We start from the raw sequence: 19,980 nt of genomic DNA on the forward strand, positions 1-19,980 counted from the left end.
ACGGTGGCAACACCAAGATTGAGGCAGAGCGCGATGTTGCGATGCGACAGGCCGCAGTCGAATTTGAGGCGTAACACCTCTTTGATTTTGTTCATAGGGGTTCTCTTTTTTGCCATTGCCGCGTCCTAACCATCACTGTGAGAAGGGTAAGGATAGCGAGCGATTGATTTAAAAGAGAAAAATGGAGGATTTCGGGCATTCCGATCACGGTTTTCGCTATTCCGATCACCGATTTCGGAGTGAGGCTAAAAGTGATCGGATAATCGCGGAATCAGTGATCGGTTTAAACCGAAATGGGTGATCGGATAATCCCGAAATGACTGATCGGAATGCTCCGAAATATGCAGCCATTTATTTTGAAACGACTGCCCTCACGGCATCGCAAATCAAAGTCACTCACGAAGGACTTATGGAGCAAAAGAAACAAGAGCTTTCATCATATTTAGATGTGGCTACTTCTGCCATTGCACCTCTAAAAGCCAGAGACGCGTCTCGCGAAGAGGTGGTATCTGTTCTTCAATCCATTAACTTTGGTGAAAGCGGTTACATGTTTGGTTTGGACTCTAAAGGGAACCGTTTATTTTTAGGGGACACAGGCAAGGGGATTGGAAAAAACTTCTACGATGCTCAAGATACGAAAGGTAATTACCACGTTAGGGACCTTATCAAAAATGCCAAAACAGGTGCTTTTACGACCTATCATAGGCCTAAACTAAACGAAGAAAAACCTTTGCCAAAGCTTAGCCTTTCAACGTACTTACCTGAGTGGGATATTGTTCTTGGAACAGGCTTCTACACCGACGATGTTGATCTTCAAATCAGTTTGATGGATGAAAAGGCACAAGCCCTGATGCAAGAAGGGTTAATTAAAGTCACTGCGTTGTCTGTAGCAATTCTGTTATTATCAATGATTGTTGCCATCTTTATTTCTAGGACCATTATCAATCCGCTGCGAATGTTTGATGACTCTATCCAATCGTTCGCAGAAGGCGAAGCTGATCTGACAGCAAGAGTGCAACCTTTCACTATTCCTGAGTTCGCAAGGCTCAGTGCAAACTTCAACAAGTTCGTGGCCAGTCTCCAGGATATCATTACGAGTGTGAATGAGGTAAGCCTGAACGTGGTTGCTGAAACTGATTCAATCAAGGACAGGGCTAAACAGGTTGATGACTCTGCGCTGGAACAAAGACAAGAAACAGAGCAAATCGCGACGGCAATGACGGAAATGACAACGACGGCGATTGAAATATCAAACAATGCAAATCACGCAGCCGAATCGGCAAAAGATGCTGATATCAACGCGAAAGATGCTGCAATGATTGTCGGTAACGCGGTGAACTCAGTAGAAAAGCTCGCCGAAGAACTGTCACACGCCAGCAATGTCATGTCGCAACTGGAAGGAAGCGTAAAGAACATTACATCTTCCCTATCTGTGATTCAGGATATCGCTGAACAAACTAACCTTCTGGCTCTCAATACAGCGATTGAGGCGGCGAGGGCAGGTGAACAGGGTAGGGGCTTTGCTGTTGTGGCCGATGAGGTGCGAACGCTTGCGAGCCGAACACAGACCAGTGCTGGGGAAATCCATGAAATGATTCAGTCACTGAAACAGGCATCTGATTCTGCTGTAAACGCGATGGAATCGAGCCAGACAAGAGGAGGAGAGACAGTCAGCGAGGCAGAAAAAGCCAGAGAAGCCATTGGAAGGATAGAAGACTCAGTCGGCACTATTCTGGATATGAATGCTTTGAAAGCAACGGCAACCGAGGAACAAAGTATTGTTGGCCAAGAGATTTCAGAACGTATTGTGGTTATCTCTGATAAGAGCTCTCTATCAGCTGACTTAGCGAACCAAAACCGACAAGGCAGTGCAACACTCAATGGGTATGCCAATGAGCTGAACGGCCTTGTTTCACGGTTTACGGTTTAGCATTTACATAAAAAGTATATTCATTACACCGTCTGTTTTCGGGCGTTGATGCTTGTAGATCTTGTAGATGTTGGAAGATTCTGTTCAGCATGGCATTAAGGCTCTTTGACAGACGGTAATCGATGGGACTATCTGTTTCTCTAAGCGAGCTCTTGGTATTGCGTTATTCCTCCACACAGTTACAATCCTCCTTCTGTTCTCGTACACACATTTTGATTTGTACCAAAATTTGTACTGTCAGAACTTTCCCAAAGACTCATTATCCATAATGCATTGCTATTAATGAGAAAACTTTAAGCAAGTGCTACTTCGTGTGTAGCACCACTGTAAGATAGGACGAAATAATGCCTGTAATCACTCTTCCTGACGGTAGTCAACGTTCATTCGACAACCCTGTCTCTACTTATGATGTCGCTGCGGACATTGGTCCAGGTCTTGCTAAAGCATGTATCGCGGGTCGTGTTAACGGTCAACGCGTTGATGCGTGCGACCTGATTGAAAACGACGCGAATCTGGAAATCATCACCGCAAAAGACGAAGACGGTCTTGAGATCATTCGCCACTCTTGTGCTCACTTGCTGGGTCATGCGATTAAGCAGCTTTTCCCTGACGTGAAAATGGCGATCGGTCCAACCATCGACAGCGGTTTCTATTACGACGTTGACCTTGACCGTTCTCTGACTCAAGAAGACCTGGATGCGATTGAAAAGCGCATGAAGGATTTGGCGAAAACCAAATACCAGGTGATCAAGAAGAACGTGAGCTGGCAGGAAGCGCGTGATGCTTTTGAATCACGTGGCGAACCGTACAAAATGGAAATTCTGGATGAAAATGTATCTCGCGATGATCGTCCAGGCCTTTACCATCACGAAGAATACATCGACATGTGTCGTGGTCCGCATGTACCGCACATGGGTTTCTGCCAAAACTTTAAAATCCTGAACGTTGCTGGTGCATACTGGCGCGGTAACAGCGATAACAAGATGCTGCAACGTATCTACGGCACGGCTTTCAACGACAAGAAAGAACTGAAAGCTCACCTGCAGCGTTTGGAAGAAGCCGCAAAACGTGACCACCGTAAACTGGGCAAGCAGCTTGACCTTTACCACATGCAACAAGAAGCACCGGGTATGGTGTTCTGGCATCACAACGGTTGGGTTGTTTTCCGTGAACTGGAAACTTTTGTTCGTGCAAAACTGAACGAATACGATTACCAAGAAGTGAAAGGTCCGCTGATCATGGACCGTGTTCTGTGGGAACGTTCTGGTCACTGGGACAAGTACGCCGACTACATGTTCACCACTCAATCTGAGAACCGTGAATACGCACTGAAGCCAATGAACTGCCCTGGCCACGTTCAGATCTTCAACCAAGGTTTGAAATCTTACCGTGACCTGCCACTGCGTATGGCTGAATTCGGCAGCTGTCACCGTAACGAGCCATCAGGCGCGCTGCACGGCCTGATGCGTGTTCGTGGTTTCACGCAAGATGACGCACACATTTTCTGTACCCCAGAGCAGGTGCAACAGGAAGTGACGTCTTGTATCAAGATGGTTTACGACACTTACCAGACTTTCGGTTTCGACGAGATCGTGGTTAAGCTGTCTACCCGTCCTGAAATGCGTGTAGGTTCTGATGAAATGTGGGATCGCGCTGAGAAAGCACTGGCTGAAGCACTGGAATCTATGGACATTAAGTTCGAGATTCTGGAAGGCGAGGGTGCATTCTACGGTCCTAAGATTGAATTTACTTTGCATGACTGTTTGGATCGTGCGTGGCAGTGTGGTACTGTGCAGCTCGATTTTGCTCTGCCTGAGCGTTTGGGCGCAACGTACGTTGGCGAAGACAACGAACGTCACACCCCTGTGATGATTCACCGTGCAATTCTGGGTTCACTGGAACGTTTTATCGGTATTCTGATTGAAGAATACGCGGGTCATTTCCCAAGCTGGTTAGCTCCACAACAAGCTGTAGTGATGAACATTACCGACAATCAAGCGGAATATGTTCAGGAAGTAGCGAAAAAACTGCAAAAAGCAGGATTTAGAGCGTCTGCAGACTTGAGAAACGAGAAGATTGGCTTTAAAATCCGCGAACACACTTTGAAGCGCGTACCTTATATGTTGGTTTGTGGCGACCAGGAAATGGAAGCTGGCGAAATCGCGGTACGTACACGCAAAGGTAAAGACTTGGGTAAATATAAAATTGACGAATTCGTTTCTCTGCTCGAGAACGAAGTTCGCACCCGAACTCTTAATATTTTGGAGGATTAAGGTATTAAAGGCGCAAGAAAAGTCCCGGCTAAACAAAATGCTCACCGTCTTAACGAAGAACTTCGTGGTCTGCGTGAAGTACGTCTGACTGGTATTGATGGTGATCAGCTTGGTATTGTTTCATATGATGAAGCGATTAAAGCGGCAGAAGATGCTGGTGTTGATCTGGTAGAAATTAGCCCTAATGCCGAGCCGCCAGTATGTCGTGTGATGGACTACGGTAAGTTCATCTACGAAAAGAGTAAGGCTGCGAAAGAGCAGAAGAAAAAGCAAAAGATTGTCCAGATCAAGGAAGTTAAATTCCGTCCTGGAACCGATATTGGCGACTATCAGGTAAAACTACGCAACCTGGTTCGCTTTATTGAAGAGGGTAACAAGGTCAAGGTTACTATCCGTTTCCGTGGTCGCGAAATGGCGCACCAGGATATCGGTGTTGACGTTCTGAACCGACTGAAGGAAGACACTGCTGAAATCGCTTCAGTAGAAAGTTTCCCTTCAAGAATTGAAGGTCGTCAAATGATCATGGTTCTTGCCCCTAAGAAGAAGTAATTTCGGCATACAAGTAACGAGAGGCTATGCCTTCGGGCATAGCCTCTTTGTTCGCCAAATTACACTGTTATTAATTGCATACAATGCGGAGTTATTCATCATGCCTAAGATGAAAGCAAACAAAGGCGCTGCTAAGCGTTTCAAGAAAACTGGTGGCGGTTTCAAGTTCAAGCACGCAACTAAGCGTCACATCCTGACTAAGCGTACTACTAAGAACAAACGTCAACTGCGTCCTAACTCAATTCTGCCTAAGTGCGAAATGGGTGCAGTTGCGCGTATGCTTCCATACGCATAATTTTCTTAGTATTTTTAACGAATTAGTTTAGGAGAGACATAATGCCTCGCGTAAAACGTGGTGTACAAGCTCGTGCACGTCATAAGAAAGTTCTGAAACAAGCTAAAGGTTACTACGGTGCACGTTCACGTGTTTACCGCGTAGCTTTCCAAGCAGTAACCAAAGCTGGTCAATACGCTTACCGTGACCGTCGTCAGAAGAAACGTCAATTCCGTCAACTGTGGATTGCACGTATCAACGCTGCGGCTCGTCAAAACGGTATGTCTTACAGCCGTTTCATCAACGGTCTGAAGAAAGCGTCTATCGAAATCGATCGTAAGATCCTGGCTGATATCGCTGTATTCGACAAAGCTGCATTCTCTGTTTTGGTAGAGAAAGCGAAAGCTGCTCTGTAATTTATTACAGAATAGACTTTGTGAGAAAGGGGAGCTTAGGCTCCCCTTTTTCTTTCTTTTTTCCTACCAGCGATATATCCACCCCCCTCAAGATGCGTGAATGCAGCAACTTCAGGTCGTTTGTTCATGCACTATCCAGCTATTTAGAACTCTTATCGTTCGCATTGCTGTCCGATGGTTTAGGCAAAATTAGTTTCATCTTTCAAGGCTTTTAAGCATTTCAATACACAGTGTTGCCTTCTCATTTTTCACTATCGTCCGCAGGATAGAAGTCTAAGATTAGTTTTCATGAAAATGTTGACCAGATATCTAGATATTTGACTTGAAACTGGTATGAATACTAGGCCAAATTTCTGCGGGATTACATACGAGAGTAAAATATTGTTATTAAGCCATGCGCGCGTCCTCGTCTATACTTCATCTTTAAGTGACAAGAAATGAATATAAGATGTTGTTATATATGAATATAATTACGTAATGTCTTTATTGCTCCAAACTTAAAGATGTTTTAATTATGAGATTTTAGATGTGTTATCAAAATCCAAAGAGACTAGGTGATCATAACTAGACTAGACTACTGGTACTTAATAAATACCAGTTTAGAATTGCACTGGTGTCGAAGGAGGAACGATGACCACAGCTGTACCATTACTTCAGCTTCAAAACGTTGATAAACGATTTGGAGGTAACCACGCGGTCAAGAGCGTGTCATTAGACATAGACCGAGGTGAAGTTGTTGCGCTGCTTGGAGAAAATGGCGCTGGTAAGTCCACTATCATAAAGATTTTGGCTGGCGTTTATAAGGCCGATCATGGAACTATTCGATGGGAAGGAGAAAGAATTTCTTCTGCGCGATCTCTTATTAATGAGAAATCACAACCTATCGCGTTTATTCATCAGGATCTTGGTCTCGTCGAATGGATGACCGTTGCTGAAAATATGGCTTTAGTGATGGGCTTTCCCAAGAAGCTAGGTTTCATTGACTGGGGAAAACTTAACATCGTTGCCTCTGATGCTTTGGCAAATGCCGGCATTTCTATTGACCCAGAAGCTAGAGTCTTTGACCTTTCGAGAACAGAAAAGTCACTTCTCGCAATTGCGAGGGCTATTGCAGTGAATGCAAAAATTCTCGTACTTGATGAGCCAACGGCCAGTCTCCCTGCGGATGACGTCCAACATCTCTTTCGCGTTATCAATAGATTACGGGATGAGGGAGTGGGCATGATTTATGTTACACACAGGCTTGATGAGGTCGTCGAAATTGCGGACAAGATATGCGTCATGCGTGATGGTAACCGCATAGAGGTTGGTAATGCCAAAGACTATGATATACGCCAGCTTGTTCATTTAATCGTTGGTGAAGAAACAAAAGAGCGTGTACCACACCATTGCGCGCCAAACTCTCCTACAACGCTCACTTGCACCAATGTGGTATTTGGAAATACAGGCCCAGTGTCTTTCTCGTTAAGGAAAGGAGAAATGATAGCCTTGGTCGGGCTTCGTGGGGCTGGCCAAGAAGACATCGGTCGGGGCCTATTTGGTGAATGTTCTTATGAAGGTGGACACATCTTTTTCAACGGTAAGGATTACGTCCCTTCTGACCCGTTGAAAGCCATTTCTAATGGTATTTCCTTAGTCGCAGGTGACAGGAATAACGAGTGCTTAATTCCCTCTATGTCTGTCCGTGAGAACCTCTTTGTTAATCCGGCACTAACGTCTGATAGCGCTATCGGTTTTTACGGCGGTAAAGAGGAAATAGGCAAGGCGTGGTGGAAAGTGCAGCTTTTTGATATTCGCCCAAAGGATGTCGACATAGAAGTCAGTGCGTTGTCGGGTGGAAATGCACAAAAAGTCGTTATTGCAAGGTGGATGGACCTTGAAAATCCGTTGCTCATCTTAGAAGACCCAACGACAGGCGTGGATGTTGGAGCTAGGTCAGAGATTTATGACCTTTTAGACAAAGCGCTGGAGCAGGGTATTTCTGTCATTGTTATCTCTTCCGATCTGGAGGAGGTATCGAAGATATGTCGTCGGGCATTGGTGTTTGAGCGGGGTAGAGTTGTTGGCGAACTCACGGAGAGTGACGTTTCGTTTTCAAATTTGCTGGCGATGTCTATGGGCAGCGCTTAAAACCCAACCTGAATAACAAGGCTTAAACATCGTTGACACGTATAAAGGATTAAAAGTGTTATGTCTAAAACATCAATAAAATCTACAGCTTTGGAGTCGAACGTCAATATCGCTCAAGATGGATTCGCAGCTTGGAGCCTACAGGGAATGACACGATACGGGCTGTTTTTTCTTTGTATTCTGATGGTTTTACTTTTCTCTGCATTGACCCCTTCTTTTGCTTCAATGCTAACCGTTCAGGCTATCTTGGCAAGCAAATCAAAGATTGCCCTGTTGGCGCTAGCAGCAACAATCACCATGATCGTTGGAAAGATAGATTTAAATGTGGGCTTCGGTATCGTTCTTTGGCACATACTCGCAATTAACCTTCAACATGAACATGGATTGTCTTGGCAGGCTGCCATGTTGGTTGTATTAGCGGCATCAGCGCTATATGGCTTTCTTAATGGTTTGCTTGTTGCTTTAGCGGACATAGATAGCTTTGTTGCTACGTTGGGCTCTGGAACTGTCATTTATGCAATTGCACTATGGTATTCAGGAGGTAGGCAGATCGTCGCTGATTTGCCTGACAGCTTTTATGCACTGCACCATACCGAGCTTTTTTCCATTCCTCTCCCAGCATTTTATGTAGTTGCGGCTGCAATCATTCTGTGGCTATTGACTGAAAGAACACCCGTTGGTCGTTGCATGTATGCAGTAGGTGGTAATCCTACTGCCGCTAGATTAAATGGCATCTCGGTTAACCGTTATGTGATCGGCGCCTTTGTTGGCTCTGGCCTACTTACTGGTTTCACGGGTGTTTTAGTAGCGGCAGAGCAGGGCGTTGGACAGGCAAGCGTTGGTTTAGATTTCCTGTTGCCATCTTTAGTGGGGGCATTTCTCGGTTCAACAACTATCCGTCCAGGGCGGGTTAACGTCTGGGGAACTGTTATTGGAATAAGCATTCTGGCCATTGGTATTGCGGGTATCCAGCAATTTGGCGGTGCATTTTGGGTTGAACCGCTTTTTAACGGGGCAACTTTGTTGTTATCGATTTCTTTGGCGGGTTATGCCCAACGCCGCAGAATGAGTAGTCGGAAAAAACCAAAGAAAGGGTAGCGTTCGGCAAGGTTCCCCATACCCAAGACGAGGAATCGTGATGTTGAATGACGTTATCTATAGATGCTGTTGATGGATGCAGTAGGCATAGTCCAAACATCCATCATTTCACTAAAAAATGGTAATCCAAACGAAAGGAGTAAGTTATGGTAAGCCTTAGAAAGTCAGTTGCTTTAGCGTTATGCATATCTCTTGGTTATATCCCTTGGCAGGCGTCAGCTGATACTTTCGTAGACAATGCGAAGGAGATTGTAGAAAAAGCAACAGCACCCAATGCACCTTGGACTGGCCCAACAACAGGTCCATCACTGCAAAAAGATAAGTACATTGTATACATTGCCTCTGACATGAAGAATGGTGGTGTTTTGGGTGTGAAAGATGGTTTAGAGGAAGCAGCAAAAGCTGCTGGTTGGAAACTGGATGTTTTTGACGGAGCTGGCTCGGTAAAAGATCAACTAGCTGCGCTAAACCAAGCTATAGCGAAAAAACCTCATGCGATTATCGTGGGTGGCTGGAACCCGAATGTTGCAAAATTTCCTTTAAAAAAGGCAAGAAAACAGGATATTGTTTTAGTTGGCTGGCATGCGGTGACTGACCCTGGCCCAGTTCCCGAGTTTGACATGTTTTATAACGTGACGTCAGATTCACAAGACGTTGCAAAAATTGCTGCGATGTATGCAGTTGCAGAGTCGGAAGGGAAAGCGAAGGCGATTTTCTTTACTGACTCGCTCTATCAGATAGCCCTTGATAAAGCGAATGCAATGAAAGCTGTTATCGAACAATGTGAGAAATGTGAAGTGGTTGAGTTTATTGACACACCGCTATCTGACACTTCAAATCGTATGCCAGCAATGACCTTTAGTTTACTTCAAAAATATGGCGACGATTTCGAATATGCACTCGGGATTAATGACCTTTACTTTGACTTTATGGCTGCGTCTTTGAAAACGGCTGGTAAAGGCGGCGTAGATGCACCTTACAATATTTCTGCTGGTGATGGCTCAGTCTCCGCTTTTCAAAGGATTAGAGAGGGTAATTCTCAAGCCGCAACTGTACCTGAACCACTTCGCCTTCACGGATGGCAGATCCTTGATGAAGTCAATCGTGCATTAGCAGGAGAGGCGCCATCGGGATACGTTACGCCAGTGCACCTTGTCACCAAGGAGAATATTGCATTTGATGGTGGTGACAGAAACGTATACGATCCTGAAAACGGCTACCAAGATGCGTACAAAAAGATTTGGGGTGTTAATTAACCCTTAATAGGAGAACCATCTGCTTAGCAGGTGGTTCTCTTAACCAAACTTAAAATGCTTAATTTATGCGATGCCTAGTTGTTGCATGCACTTCAACTCCACTTTTGAATGAAACTTAAGGAATCATTCAAGCAAGAAAATTGCTTAGGCGTTACAACAATTCACAATCTTCCTCCATAAAGTCCAATCTCATAAATAAATATGGCGATGAAATAGGCATGACAGGCACTTATCGTGTATTTCAGATTGGATTTAAGCCGCGGTTTAATTACTATGTATCGTTACGTCTTATACCAATTCTCAGAGCGTGATCTGCCGATGCGAATTCGTACTGGAAAGACGGATTCTGCTACGAGAATTGGTATATCTTTTACTCCCCCGTAGGACACTGTCTGGACAGGCAGATGAGGAAACGATGCAACAACTAGAAGAGATTCTATCCAACGCAACGGCTGCTATCGAAGCAGTTGATTCAGTTGCGGCTCTGGATGAGGTACGTGTTAAGTACCTGGGCAAAAAAGGCGAGCTAACCCTCCAGCTTCAGCAGTTGGGTAAACTTCCGCCGGAAGAGCGCCGTGAAGCGGGTGCAAGCATCAACAAAGCAAAGCAAGCAGTTCAACAAGCGCTGACCGAGCGTAAAGTTGCACTGGAAAGTGCAGAGCTTGAAGCAAAACTGGCTGCTGAGACCATTGATGTGACTCTGCCGGGGCGTCGTATCGAAAACGGTGGTATTCACCCAGTGACCCGCACTATCGAACGTATCGAAAGCTTCTTTGGTGAGCTTGGCTTTAGCGTTCAAACTGGCCCAGAAATCGAAGACGCATTCCATAACTTCGATGCACTGAACATTGCGGAAGATCACCCAGCACGTACTGATCACGACACTTTCTTCTTTAACCCTGATCTGATGCTGCGTACGCACACTTCAGGTGTTCAAATCCGTACGATGGAAACCAACCAGCCGCCACTGCGCTTTATCGCACCGGGCCGTGTTTACCGTAACGACTACGACCAGACTCACACCCCAATGTTCCATCAGGTCGAGGGTATGCTGGTTGACGAAAACGTAAACTTTGCACAGCTGAAAGGTATCCTGCACGACTTCCTGTGTAACTTCTTCGAAGAAGATCTGGAAGTACGTTTCCGTCCTTCATACTTCCCATTCACCGAGCCTTCAGCAGAAGTTGATGTTAAAGGCAAAAACGGTAAATGGTTGGAAGTACTGGGCTGCGGTATGGTTCACCCGAACGTACTGCGTTCTGTTGGCATTGACCCAGAAAAATACTCAGGTTTCGCATTCGGTATGGGCGTAGAGCGCTTGACCATGCTGCGCTACGGCGTAAATGACCTGCGTGCGTTCTTCGAGAACGATCTGCGTTTCCTGAAACAATTCAAGTAAGCATTGGGGTAATTGATAAATGAAATTCAGTGAATCCTGGCTTCGCGAGTGGGTTAATCCTGCAGTAAACAGCGAAGAACTGGCACACCAAATCACCATGGCGGGTCTGGAAGTAGACGACATTGAAGCCGTTGCAGGTGATTTTACCGGCGTTGTTGTTGGTGAGGTGGTTGAGTGTGGCCAGCACCCTGATGCAGACAAACTGAGTGTCACCAAAGTGAACGTTGGCGGCGAAGAACTGCTGGACATCGTTTGTGGTGCACCGAACTGCCGTCTTGGCCTGAAAGTAGCCGTAGCGACTGTTGGCGCTGTGTTGCCAGGCGACTTCAAAATTAAGAAAGCGAAACTGCGTGGTCAGCCTTCTCACGGCATGCTGTGTTCGTTCTCCGAGCTGGGCATTGATGTTGAATCAAACGGCATCATCGAGCTGCCTGCGGATGCAGTGATCGGTACCGACTTCCGTGAGTTCCTGAAGCTGAACGATGTGACTATTGATGTGGATCTGACTGCAAACCGTGCAGACTGTCTGAGCATCAAAGGTCTGGCACGTGAAGTGGGCGTTCTGAACCGTGCTGAAGTATGTCAGCCAACGTTCGAGAAAGTCACTCCGGCAATCGACGACAAAATCTCTGTTGCCATCGAAGCGCCAGCAGCGTGTCCACGTTATCTGGGTCGTGTGGTTCGCAACGTGAACGTTAAAGCGGCCACGCCACTGTGGATGCAGGAAAAACTGCGTCGTAGCGGTATCCGTTCTATCGACCCAATTGTAGACATCACCAACTACGTGATGCTGGAGCAAGGTCAGCCAATGCACGCATTCGATCTGGCGAAGATCGAAGGTGGTATTGTTGCACGTATGGCGAAACCAGGTGAAAAACTGGTTTTGTTGGATGGTAATGAAGCTGAACTGAGCGAAAATACACTGGTTATCGCTGACCACAACAGGGCGCTGGCTATTGCTGGTATCTTTGGCGGTCAGGATTCTGGCGTAAACGCGGAAACCACGACCGACGTTCTGCTAGAAGCGGCATTCTTTGCACCAGACGCTATCCGCGGCCGCGCGCGCAACTACGGCCTACACACTGATTCTTCACACCGCTTTGAACGTGGTGTTGATTCAACACTGCAAAACTACGCGATGGAGCGTGCTACTCAGCTGCTTATCGAAATCTGTGGCGGTGAAGCAGGGGAGATCGTGGGTCAGGAGTCTGACGAACACCTGCCTAAGGCGAACACTATTGCGCTGCGTCGCACCAAGCTGGACAATCTGCTGGGCCACCACATTTCTTCCGAAGATGTAGTGGAAATCCTGAGCCGCCTGGGCTGCGAAGTTGAAACGAGTGAACAAGGCTGGTCTGCGAAAGCACCGTCTTGGCGTTTCGACATGGCGATTGAGCAAGACTTGATTGAAGAAGTTGGCCGTATCTACGGTTACGACAACATTCCAAACCAAGCACCAATTGCGTCTCTGAACATGAACGAGCACAAAGAAGCCAATCAGTCTCTGAAGCGTGTTCGTGATCTATTGGTTGACCGTGGTTATCTCGAAGCGATTACTTACAGCTTCGTCGAGCCAAACCAACAGAAGCTGATTGTGCCAGATGTAGAGCCTTTGGTTCTGCCTAACCCAATCTCTGCAGATATGTCAGCCATGCGCCTGAGTCTTTGGACTGGCCTGTTGAACACTGTTGCTTACAACCAGAAGCGACAGCAGCCGCGCGTTCGTCTGTTTGAAGCTGGCCTACGTTTTATCCCTGCAGAAGGTGCTGAGAACGGCATGTTGCAAGAAATGATGCTGGCAGGGGTGATTGCAGGTCCTCGTTCTGAAGAGCACTGGGATATTGCCACTAACACAGTGGATTTCTTCGACCTGAAAGGTGATCTGGAAGCGATTCTGGAGCTGACTTCTAACGAACTCAACTACAGCTTTAAAGCGGCGAAACACCCTGCACTGCACCCCGGTCAATCAGCAGCAATTGAAGTCGATGGCAAAGTCGTGGGCTACATCGGTACGGTTCATCCAGAACTTGAGTGTAAGTTTGGCCTGAACGGCCGCACCATCGTATTCGAAATCGAATGGTCAGCGATTAACACTCGAGTCATTCCAGAAGCGGTTGTTATCTCCAAGTTCCCGGCTAACCGCCGTGACATCGCTGTGATTGTTTCTGACGCCGTTGAGTCAGAGGCTGTGGTTCGTGCTTGTTTGGAAACCGATAATGCACTGATCACTGGTTCTAAGCTGTTTGACCTTTACAAGGGCAAGGGCGTAGAAGAAGGCAAGAAGAGTTTGGCTATCGCTTTGAGCCTGCAATCCACTGAGCGTACACTGGAAGAAAGTGATATTTCTGAGGCGGTTGCATCGGTTGTCGCTCTGCTTGGTGACAAGTTTGGTGCGCATCTTCGCGACTAATTACAAAGATGTTAATAAAAAGCAGCCATGTGGCTGCTTTTTTTATGTCTAAAAGTTCTAACACATATTGTTCTGATAAATCTGTGTTTTATCATAATCTTAACTTGTTGTGTCAAGTAAACGATTAAAACCCCAGTAAAAACATTACTTAATGATTATATTCGCAATGGTATGTCTCAGTTTTTATGCATAGTTTAAGAATGAAAAGCTCACAAACAGAGCATTGTTCCAAATATTGATATGGAAAAAAGTTGGCGCAAATCAGCCAGTTGGCTTACACTATTTGTAAGTTGCTGCTAGAGATTATGCTGCCCGGCGAAGGAGCAAGTGAATAATTCTTTATGTAGTGCAATCATGGTGTAGATACGACGTATCACATTTGTGTTCAACATTTCTTGAGGGAATAACCTATGGCGCTCACCAAGGCCGAGTTGGCTGAGAACTTGTTTGAGAACGTCGGGATGAGCAAGCGGGACGCCAAGGAAACTGTCGAGGCGTTTTTCGAAGAGGTTCGTAAAGCGTTAGAAACTGGCGAACAAGTTAAGTTGTCTGGCTTCGGAAATTTTGACCTTCGTGACAAGAACGAACGCCCTGGCCGTAACCCAAAAACGGGTGAAGATATTCCTATTACGGCACGTCGTGTTGTTACGTTCCGTCCGGGCCAAAAACTGAAGGCGCGTGTCGAAAAAGCCAAAGTAGACAATTAATCGTCGTACGAGAGTTTTCCAAAGAACCGTGGTTATTTAACCGCGGTTTTTTATTGCCTGTAAGTTAGGGTCTGATGACCTCGTCGGATTGCTATATAGTCGCCTAATTACGTTTGTTATCAGTGTGTTTAATTTGTATATTGGGGCGAGATACGAAGAGCACATAAAATAAAAAGGACAGCTTGAAATGGACAGTCAACTCTCCGGGGGCTTTCTAAAGCACACGTTATTTCCACCCAGTAATTTCATCCCTAGCAGCATAACCCTTTCAAACGGTATTAACGTCAGTCATAACGCAATTGGTGTTGTTGAAATCACGCCACCAAAGGCTGATAAAGCCATTGTGGTATCGTCGGGTATTCATGGTGACGAAACCGCACCTATCGAGCTTGTAGACGACTTGGTTTCCAGTATTCTCGATGAAGCATTTCGGCCTACAACTCGCTTACTGTTCATCATCGCCCATCCAGACGCTATTCATGCCCATACGCGCTTCATTGAAGAAAACTTGAACCGTTTGTTTGCCGTTAAAAACCCTGTCAGAAACAAAGAATGTGAGCTTGCAAATGAGCTGCAGGCACAAGTTCAGACCTTTTTTGCAAAGGGTTGTGAAGAACCTTGGCATTTTGACTTACACAGCGCCATCAGGGCATCTAAACACTATATGTTTGGTGTGGTGCCGGCGTCTTCAAAAGCGACCGATGTCAGGCCACTTGTAGGTTTCCTCAAAGCATCCCATATGGATGCCGTCATGCTTAGTCGAACACCTTCATCAACATTCAGTTGGTATAGCGCTGAAAAGTTCGGCGCAATGGCTGCCACGTTTGAAATGGGACGTGTTGCACGCCTTTACGAAAACGACATGGGGGAGTTTGTGCCATTACGCGAAGCATTAGTGGCGCTGATGTGTAGTGAGGCACTTCCCGCTCCATCTTCAGAGAAGGGGTTCTCCAGCTATAAAGTGACGAGAACTATTACTAAAACCGATGATGCTTTTAACCTCGCTTTCAGTGATGACGCTGCTAACTTTACGTATTTTGCAGAGGGTGAAGAGTTAGCAGAAGAAAATGGCACTGTATTTTCCGCAATTGCAGGCGGTGAAGCAGTGGTGTTCCCAAATTCAAAAGTGGCTATAGGTCAGCGTGCAGCGCTATTGGTTCAGCCATTCGAGCCAGACCTGTCGGAACCGCTCTATGTCAACGTAGAGCGGGAGCCAGGGCCTATCGCTTATAGTGCCAATCACAGCAGGTCCTTAAGTTAGCGCTTTTCATTTTCATCTGTTCTATGTATGGTTGGCGGCAATTGTGATCAAAACCCGAAACCATGCATTTATTTCAACTTGTCCAGCGCCGGGAAAGGCGCTGGCATGCAGCACTTATCATCTCTCTTTGCCTTCTCACTGTCAGTGTACTTCTTTCGTTGTCCGCCGGTGAAATCTGGATATCTCCAATTTCTTTTAGTTCTCCTCTGGAACAGCAGCTCTTGACTGAACTGCGGATTCCCCGCGTTATTGCCGCTATTATAATTGGCGCATCTCTGGCGGTCTCTGGTGGGGTATTGCAAGTCCTGCTCGGAAACCCCTTGGCTGAACCGGGAGTGTTGGGAATATCCGGTGGTGCAAGCTTGGCTTTGGTTTTGGTGCTATTTCTCTTTCCAACACTTGCCACACCTTATGGTTTAATGGCATCTGCGATGATGGGAGCTTTGGCTTTCACAGCAATTTTGGTCATGCTGGCCAGAAAGAGAACCATGTCCACTGCCAGATTATTGTTGATTGGTGTGGCGTTGGGAATACTATCTAGTGCTATCGTGACTTGGGCATTCTATTTCAGCTCTGATCTCAATTTGCGCCAGCTAATGTATTGGTTGATGGGAAGCCTGTCCGGCGTCCATTGGCCGCAACTGACACTAACCGCCATTGTTGTTCCGGCCTTGATATGGCTTTGCTTTCAAGGAAAAAGGCTAGACCTGATGATGTTAGGTGAAACCCAGGCAAAGCAATTGGGGCTCGATACAGACTCACTGCGATGGCGTTTGATCCTCTTGGTTAGTCTGTTGGTGGGGGCGTCTGTAGCCATGGCAGGTGTTATTGGCTTTGTTGGTCTTGTTGTTCCACATTTTCTTCGTCTTTGGCTGGGAACAGAAAACAAGTTCTTGCTGCCGCTTTCGGCAGTTGCAGGCGCTGCATTGATGTTGGTTGCTGATACTATCGGCCGAACAGCAATTGCGGAAGCCGAGTTGCCAGTGGGTGCGGTAACGACCACCATCGGCGCGCCGTTGTTTATTTGGATGTTGTTAAGACGCGTATGATTATTGCAAAAGATATTGCGCTTGGTACGCGACTGCTACCTCTTAATTTCAGTATCAATGAAGGTGAGATTATTCACCTGTTAGGGCCGAATGGAAGCGGGAAAAGTACGCTTCTAGAACTGATATCTGGTCTAACCGTAGGGCAGGGAAGCGTTGAGCTTGGAGGGGTTGATGTACGCAATATTGACAGCTTGTCACTTGCTCGTCAGCGAGCCTATCTCAGCCAACAGCAGAGACCTGCTTTTGCTATTGGTGTTTATCAGTATCTAAGCCTCAGTTTATCTGCTATTTCTCAACAGAATTCACTAACAGTAGAGCGTGCCGTTGCTGAAGTTTGTGAAGAGTTGGGCATTGCCGACAAACTGAACCGCAACATTGAACAACTTTCTGGCGGGGAATGGCAACGTGTTCGCCTCGCCGGTATATGTTTACAGATCTGGCCAGACATTAATCCTGATGGCAAGTTATTGATCCTTGACGAGCCTGCAACTGCTTTGGACATCGCCCAGCAAAGTGTCATGTACAAAATGGTCAGGAATATTGCGGATAAAGGTGTATCAGTAGTGATGTCGAATCATGACTTCAACCGCACGCTATCGGATGCTGACAGGGTGATATTGCTAAAAAGCGGTAATATCGTCGCCCAAGGCATACCCGGTGACGTAATGGATGTGGAAACTCTTGAGGAAACATTCGGTGCTCAACTTCGCCGTGTGGAAGTAGATGGGCAAGTGTTGATACTTAACCATTAAAAAGATGCGATATAGGAACTGTATACCCAAACGACCTGAAGATGCGCGCATTCAGAGGTCTTCAATGCGTTCAATTCGAGGCAAATTTCACGAGAAGTAGTCGTTCTATTTCCGTGGGATTTAACGAAGAAGTGGGCGCATTTAAGGCCTCCCTTCGGGCGAGTTGACTGACGCCGTGCTCTTTGGTGTTCCTTTTTGATGGAGATGACAACACCTACAAAGGAACGCCGCGATCACAACGCCAGTCAATCTCGCTGAATCCTGCATCTTCAGGTTGTTTGGGTATATATGGTGAGTATGCGATAGTGACTTTCGAGGAACAGCAATTACTGTTGTCCAGTCACCTCTAGCTTTGCTTTTATGAACAAAGCATGGTCCAGATATAGCAGCTCTGCCGTTTTACGTATTACTGAATCCTCCAGTGGATCAAGCTCGCCGTCCGCATACGCGACCTCCCACATCGCTTTGACTAAATCGTACCGCTGACTTTGCTCTAACTGACGCAGTTTGTCGGTGTAGTCGTAGAGTGAAACAGATTGATGACTATCCTTTCTAGCATCCTCGACCAAGGTATCTGCCTCGTCTTCCTCTATATCAAGTAGTGAGCAGAGTAGACTGACCTTGGCCGTTTCCTCCCTGGGGTCTACCTGATGATCTGCACCAGCTACTTCACATAGCAGACCTGCCATTGCGCGTTGATATCGCATTTCATTTGAAGTGGCGCTGCCACCTTCTTCGTAAAATACTTCTTTTAAAATCGAAGACAGTTTTGAAAACATAACCGCCGCATCTCCTGATTTGCTGTCTATCAAAGAGTACGCGACAAAGAAACGTGATGTAAACCGTATTTATAAAGCATGAGGGAAAGACGCTCCTCAATGAAACCGTAAAGGAGCGTCAATAAGCTTAAGCGAGGGTCAATTGAAGTGTCACTTCAGCACCAGTGAACAGACGAGACACAGGACATTTTTGCTTGGCAATTGCTCCCAATTCTTGAAGTAAGTTGTCTTCCAGTCCATCAGCCGACACTTGAGATTCCAGTTCGATAAGCGTAATTTTTGGACCATCGTCATCACCTAAGTGAACTTTGGCTTGTGTGGAAATGGTTGGAACTAGCCCTTTTTCCGATAGAAGGGCGGAAAGAAACATTGAGTAACATCCAGCGTGGGCTGCACCTAACAGCTCCTCAGGGTTGGTACCTTCACCATTCTCAAAACGGGAAGCGAAAGTGAACGGACCCGTGACATCACCATATTTCATTACGCCTTTGCCTGACTTTAACGTACCTTCCCATACTGCATTGGCTTTTTGTGTTGGCATTTTTTTCTCCTAGTTTAAATTTACCCAGTCAATCGGGAACTTGTCCCAGCTACAGGGTCTTAACCTACTGACCTTAGGTTGCAGTTAGATTGTCTCAGTGCAGGGAGCTTAGAACAAACAATGAAAAGTTGCCCGGTAAGAGAGGATATATATGTCGGTGGGGAATAAAAAAACGCGCCATTAGGCGCGCAACGTAGCATTGGCAGACGACCGCACTACAAAACTGATTTTGGACTCAACGCGCTCTATTTCGCCATATTTTATGAGGAGTTATTTTCTCACTATAAAGACATTATCCTAAAGTCGTAGACGTAGTAGTGTACTTAGGTGATTTTTCTTAAACGTTGTAGGAACATAAAGTTATCGGCTGAAAAATCATAAAGTTGGGAGCTATCTAAGATAATTTTACTCAAATAACCTGACGATGGTTTTTCAGAGATCATCAATGCGTTCAACTCGGGGCAAATTCCACGAGGAATGAGGTGTTTTTAGTGAAGGGAAAGCGCGTCAGGAGAGTTTTTGGCTAAGTGATGCCATTCTTTTTTATAAAAGAGAATGGCATCAATTGGTAGAAATCAGAATTGCTTAGGTGCAAAACCTGTTACAACTTCCAACTTCAGTTCTTTACCGAGTTTTGTCAATGGGTGAACAACAACTAAACCACGAACAGATTTCTTCAGTTTACCCATGTCAGCTTGTTCTTGCTTAGTGATTTCACGAGAAAAAGGCATATCAAGTAGCGCTTTGCGCTCTTTGTTTATGGTGAAGTTTTGTTTGTGTGCCAGTTGGCTGATTTTCTTATTCAAGTCTTCAATGTCGTTAGTGAATTTAGTCACCATCACGTCGTCACCACGAGACTTAGCGGCATCAAGTTTGACTTGGCTTTTGTTCAGACGGTTTTTCAGTTGTTGAAGTTCTTGTTTAATGCTCATGGTAATCGACCACTTAGATTGATTTGGGCGCGGAGTGTACCATAGCCTAAGAAAGATGGTATACCCAAGCATCTTCCGTTAGATCGTAGACTCTCCATAAAATGCAGCCTCTTGCGGTTCTTCGCCAATCCTACCAAGTTTTTCTCCCTAACTATCTCTATGCCGCAAGGGTGGAAACGAGAAGTAAGATTGCCGATCGAGCTTGCGGTGTGTTGTGGTAGAAT

The 19,980-nt window shown here is 46.0% G+C and carries 17 protein-coding genes; 14 read left to right on the forward strand and 3 right to left on the reverse strand.

Annotated elements, in window-relative coordinates:
• Window positions 1–316: 316 nt before the first annotated feature.
• The 14 genes from GMA8713_RS04485 (at window position 317) to btuD (ending at window position 17,504) form a co-directional block, all read left to right on the forward strand.
• Window positions 317–1,930, forward strand: coding sequence for a methyl-accepting chemotaxis protein (locus GMA8713_RS04485; protein WP_084387648.1), 1,614 nt, complete (start codon window positions 317–319; stop codon window positions 1,928–1,930).
• 344 nt (window positions 1,931–2,274) lie between these two features.
• Window positions 2,275–4,203 carry a threonine--tRNA ligase gene (gene thrS / locus GMA8713_RS04490; protein WP_002540102.1) on the forward strand — a complete coding sequence of 643 codons (1,929 nt, stop codon included), beginning with the start codon at window positions 2,275–2,277 and terminating at the stop codon, window positions 4,201–4,203.
• Window positions 4,204–4,206: 3 nt separating this feature from the next.
• A complete protein-coding gene (gene infC / locus GMA8713_RS26545) occupies window positions 4,207–4,752 on the forward strand; it encodes a translation initiation factor IF-3 (protein ID WP_082111321.1) in 546 nt (181 codons plus the stop codon).
• A gap of 100 nt (window positions 4,753–4,852) precedes the next feature.
• A complete protein-coding gene (gene rpmI / locus GMA8713_RS04500; protein WP_002540100.1) occupies window positions 4,853–5,047 on the forward strand; it encodes a 50S ribosomal protein L35 in 195 nt (64 codons plus the stop codon).
• Window positions 5,048–5,088: 41 nt separating this feature from the next.
• Complete coding sequence (gene rplT, locus GMA8713_RS04505) at window positions 5,089–5,442, forward strand: 50S ribosomal protein L20 (protein ID WP_002540099.1); 354 nt, start codon at window positions 5,089–5,091, stop codon at window positions 5,440–5,442.
• Window positions 5,443–6,072: 630 nt separating this feature from the next.
• A complete protein-coding gene (locus tag GMA8713_RS04510; RefSeq protein ID WP_062706161.1) occupies window positions 6,073–7,572 on the forward strand; it encodes a sugar ABC transporter ATP-binding protein in 1,500 nt (499 codons plus the stop codon).
• A 60-nt stretch (window positions 7,573–7,632) separates the two neighbouring features.
• On the forward strand, window positions 7,633–8,670 hold the full coding sequence (locus GMA8713_RS04515; protein ID WP_062706163.1) for an ABC transporter permease: 1,038 nt from the start codon (window positions 7,633–7,635) through the stop codon (window positions 8,668–8,670).
• 146 nt (window positions 8,671–8,816) lie between these two features.
• Complete coding sequence (locus GMA8713_RS04520; RefSeq protein ID WP_084387649.1) at window positions 8,817–9,926, forward strand: ABC transporter substrate-binding protein; 1,110 nt, start codon at window positions 8,817–8,819, stop codon at window positions 9,924–9,926.
• 415 nt (window positions 9,927–10,341) lie between these two features.
• Complete coding sequence (gene pheS, locus GMA8713_RS04525; protein ID WP_062706165.1) at window positions 10,342–11,325, forward strand: phenylalanine--tRNA ligase subunit alpha; 984 nt, start codon at window positions 10,342–10,344, stop codon at window positions 11,323–11,325.
• 19 nt (window positions 11,326–11,344) lie between these two features.
• Window positions 11,345–13,735: a phenylalanine--tRNA ligase subunit beta gene (gene pheT / locus GMA8713_RS04530; RefSeq protein WP_062706169.1), complete on the forward strand. Its 2,391-nt coding sequence runs from the start codon at window positions 11,345–11,347 to the stop codon at window positions 13,733–13,735.
• 410 nt (window positions 13,736–14,145) lie between these two features.
• Window positions 14,146–14,442: an integration host factor subunit alpha gene (ihfA, locus tag GMA8713_RS04535; protein ID WP_062706172.1), complete on the forward strand. Its 297-nt coding sequence runs from the start codon at window positions 14,146–14,148 to the stop codon at window positions 14,440–14,442.
• Between the two features lie 187 nt (window positions 14,443–14,629).
• Window positions 14,630–15,703 carry a succinylglutamate desuccinylase gene (locus tag GMA8713_RS04540; protein ID WP_062706176.1) on the forward strand — a complete coding sequence of 358 codons (1,074 nt, stop codon included), beginning with the start codon at window positions 14,630–14,632 and terminating at the stop codon, window positions 15,701–15,703.
• Between the two features lie 62 nt (window positions 15,704–15,765).
• Window positions 15,766–16,752: a vitamin B12 ABC transporter permease BtuC gene (gene btuC, locus GMA8713_RS04545; RefSeq protein ID WP_062706179.1), complete on the forward strand. Its 987-nt coding sequence runs from the start codon at window positions 15,766–15,768 to the stop codon at window positions 16,750–16,752.
• Window positions 16,749–17,504, forward strand: a complete 756-nt coding sequence (gene btuD / locus GMA8713_RS04550) for a vitamin B12 ABC transporter ATP-binding protein BtuD (RefSeq protein WP_062706182.1) — start codon at window positions 16,749–16,751, stop codon at window positions 17,502–17,504. The genes btuC and btuD overlap by 4 nt, the downstream gene beginning before the upstream one ends.
• 326 nt (window positions 17,505–17,830) lie before the next feature.
• Here the strand turns inward: btuD and GMA8713_RS04555 are convergent, their stop codons facing one another.
• From GMA8713_RS04555 to GMA8713_RS04565, 3 genes are all read right to left on the reverse strand, one after another.
• Window positions 17,831–18,283 carry a tellurite resistance TerB family protein gene (locus GMA8713_RS04555; protein WP_062706186.1) on the reverse strand — a complete coding sequence of 151 codons (453 nt, stop codon included), beginning with the start codon at window positions 18,281–18,283 and terminating at the stop codon, window positions 17,831–17,833.
• Window positions 18,284–18,410: 127 nt separating this feature from the next.
• Window positions 18,411–18,824 carry an OsmC family peroxiredoxin gene (locus GMA8713_RS04560; RefSeq protein WP_062706189.1) on the reverse strand — a complete coding sequence of 138 codons (414 nt, stop codon included), beginning with the start codon at window positions 18,822–18,824 and terminating at the stop codon, window positions 18,411–18,413.
• A 575-nt stretch (window positions 18,825–19,399) separates the two neighbouring features.
• On the reverse strand, window positions 19,400–19,756 hold the full coding sequence (locus GMA8713_RS04565; protein WP_062706192.1) for a YibL family ribosome-associated protein: 357 nt from the start codon (window positions 19,754–19,756) through the stop codon (window positions 19,400–19,402).
• Between the last annotated feature and the right edge of the window lie 224 nt (window positions 19,757–19,980).

The sequence above is a fragment of the Grimontia marina genome (assembly GCF_900060185.1).
GTDB classification, from domain to species: domain Bacteria; phylum Pseudomonadota; class Gammaproteobacteria; order Enterobacterales; family Vibrionaceae; genus Enterovibrio; species Enterovibrio marinus.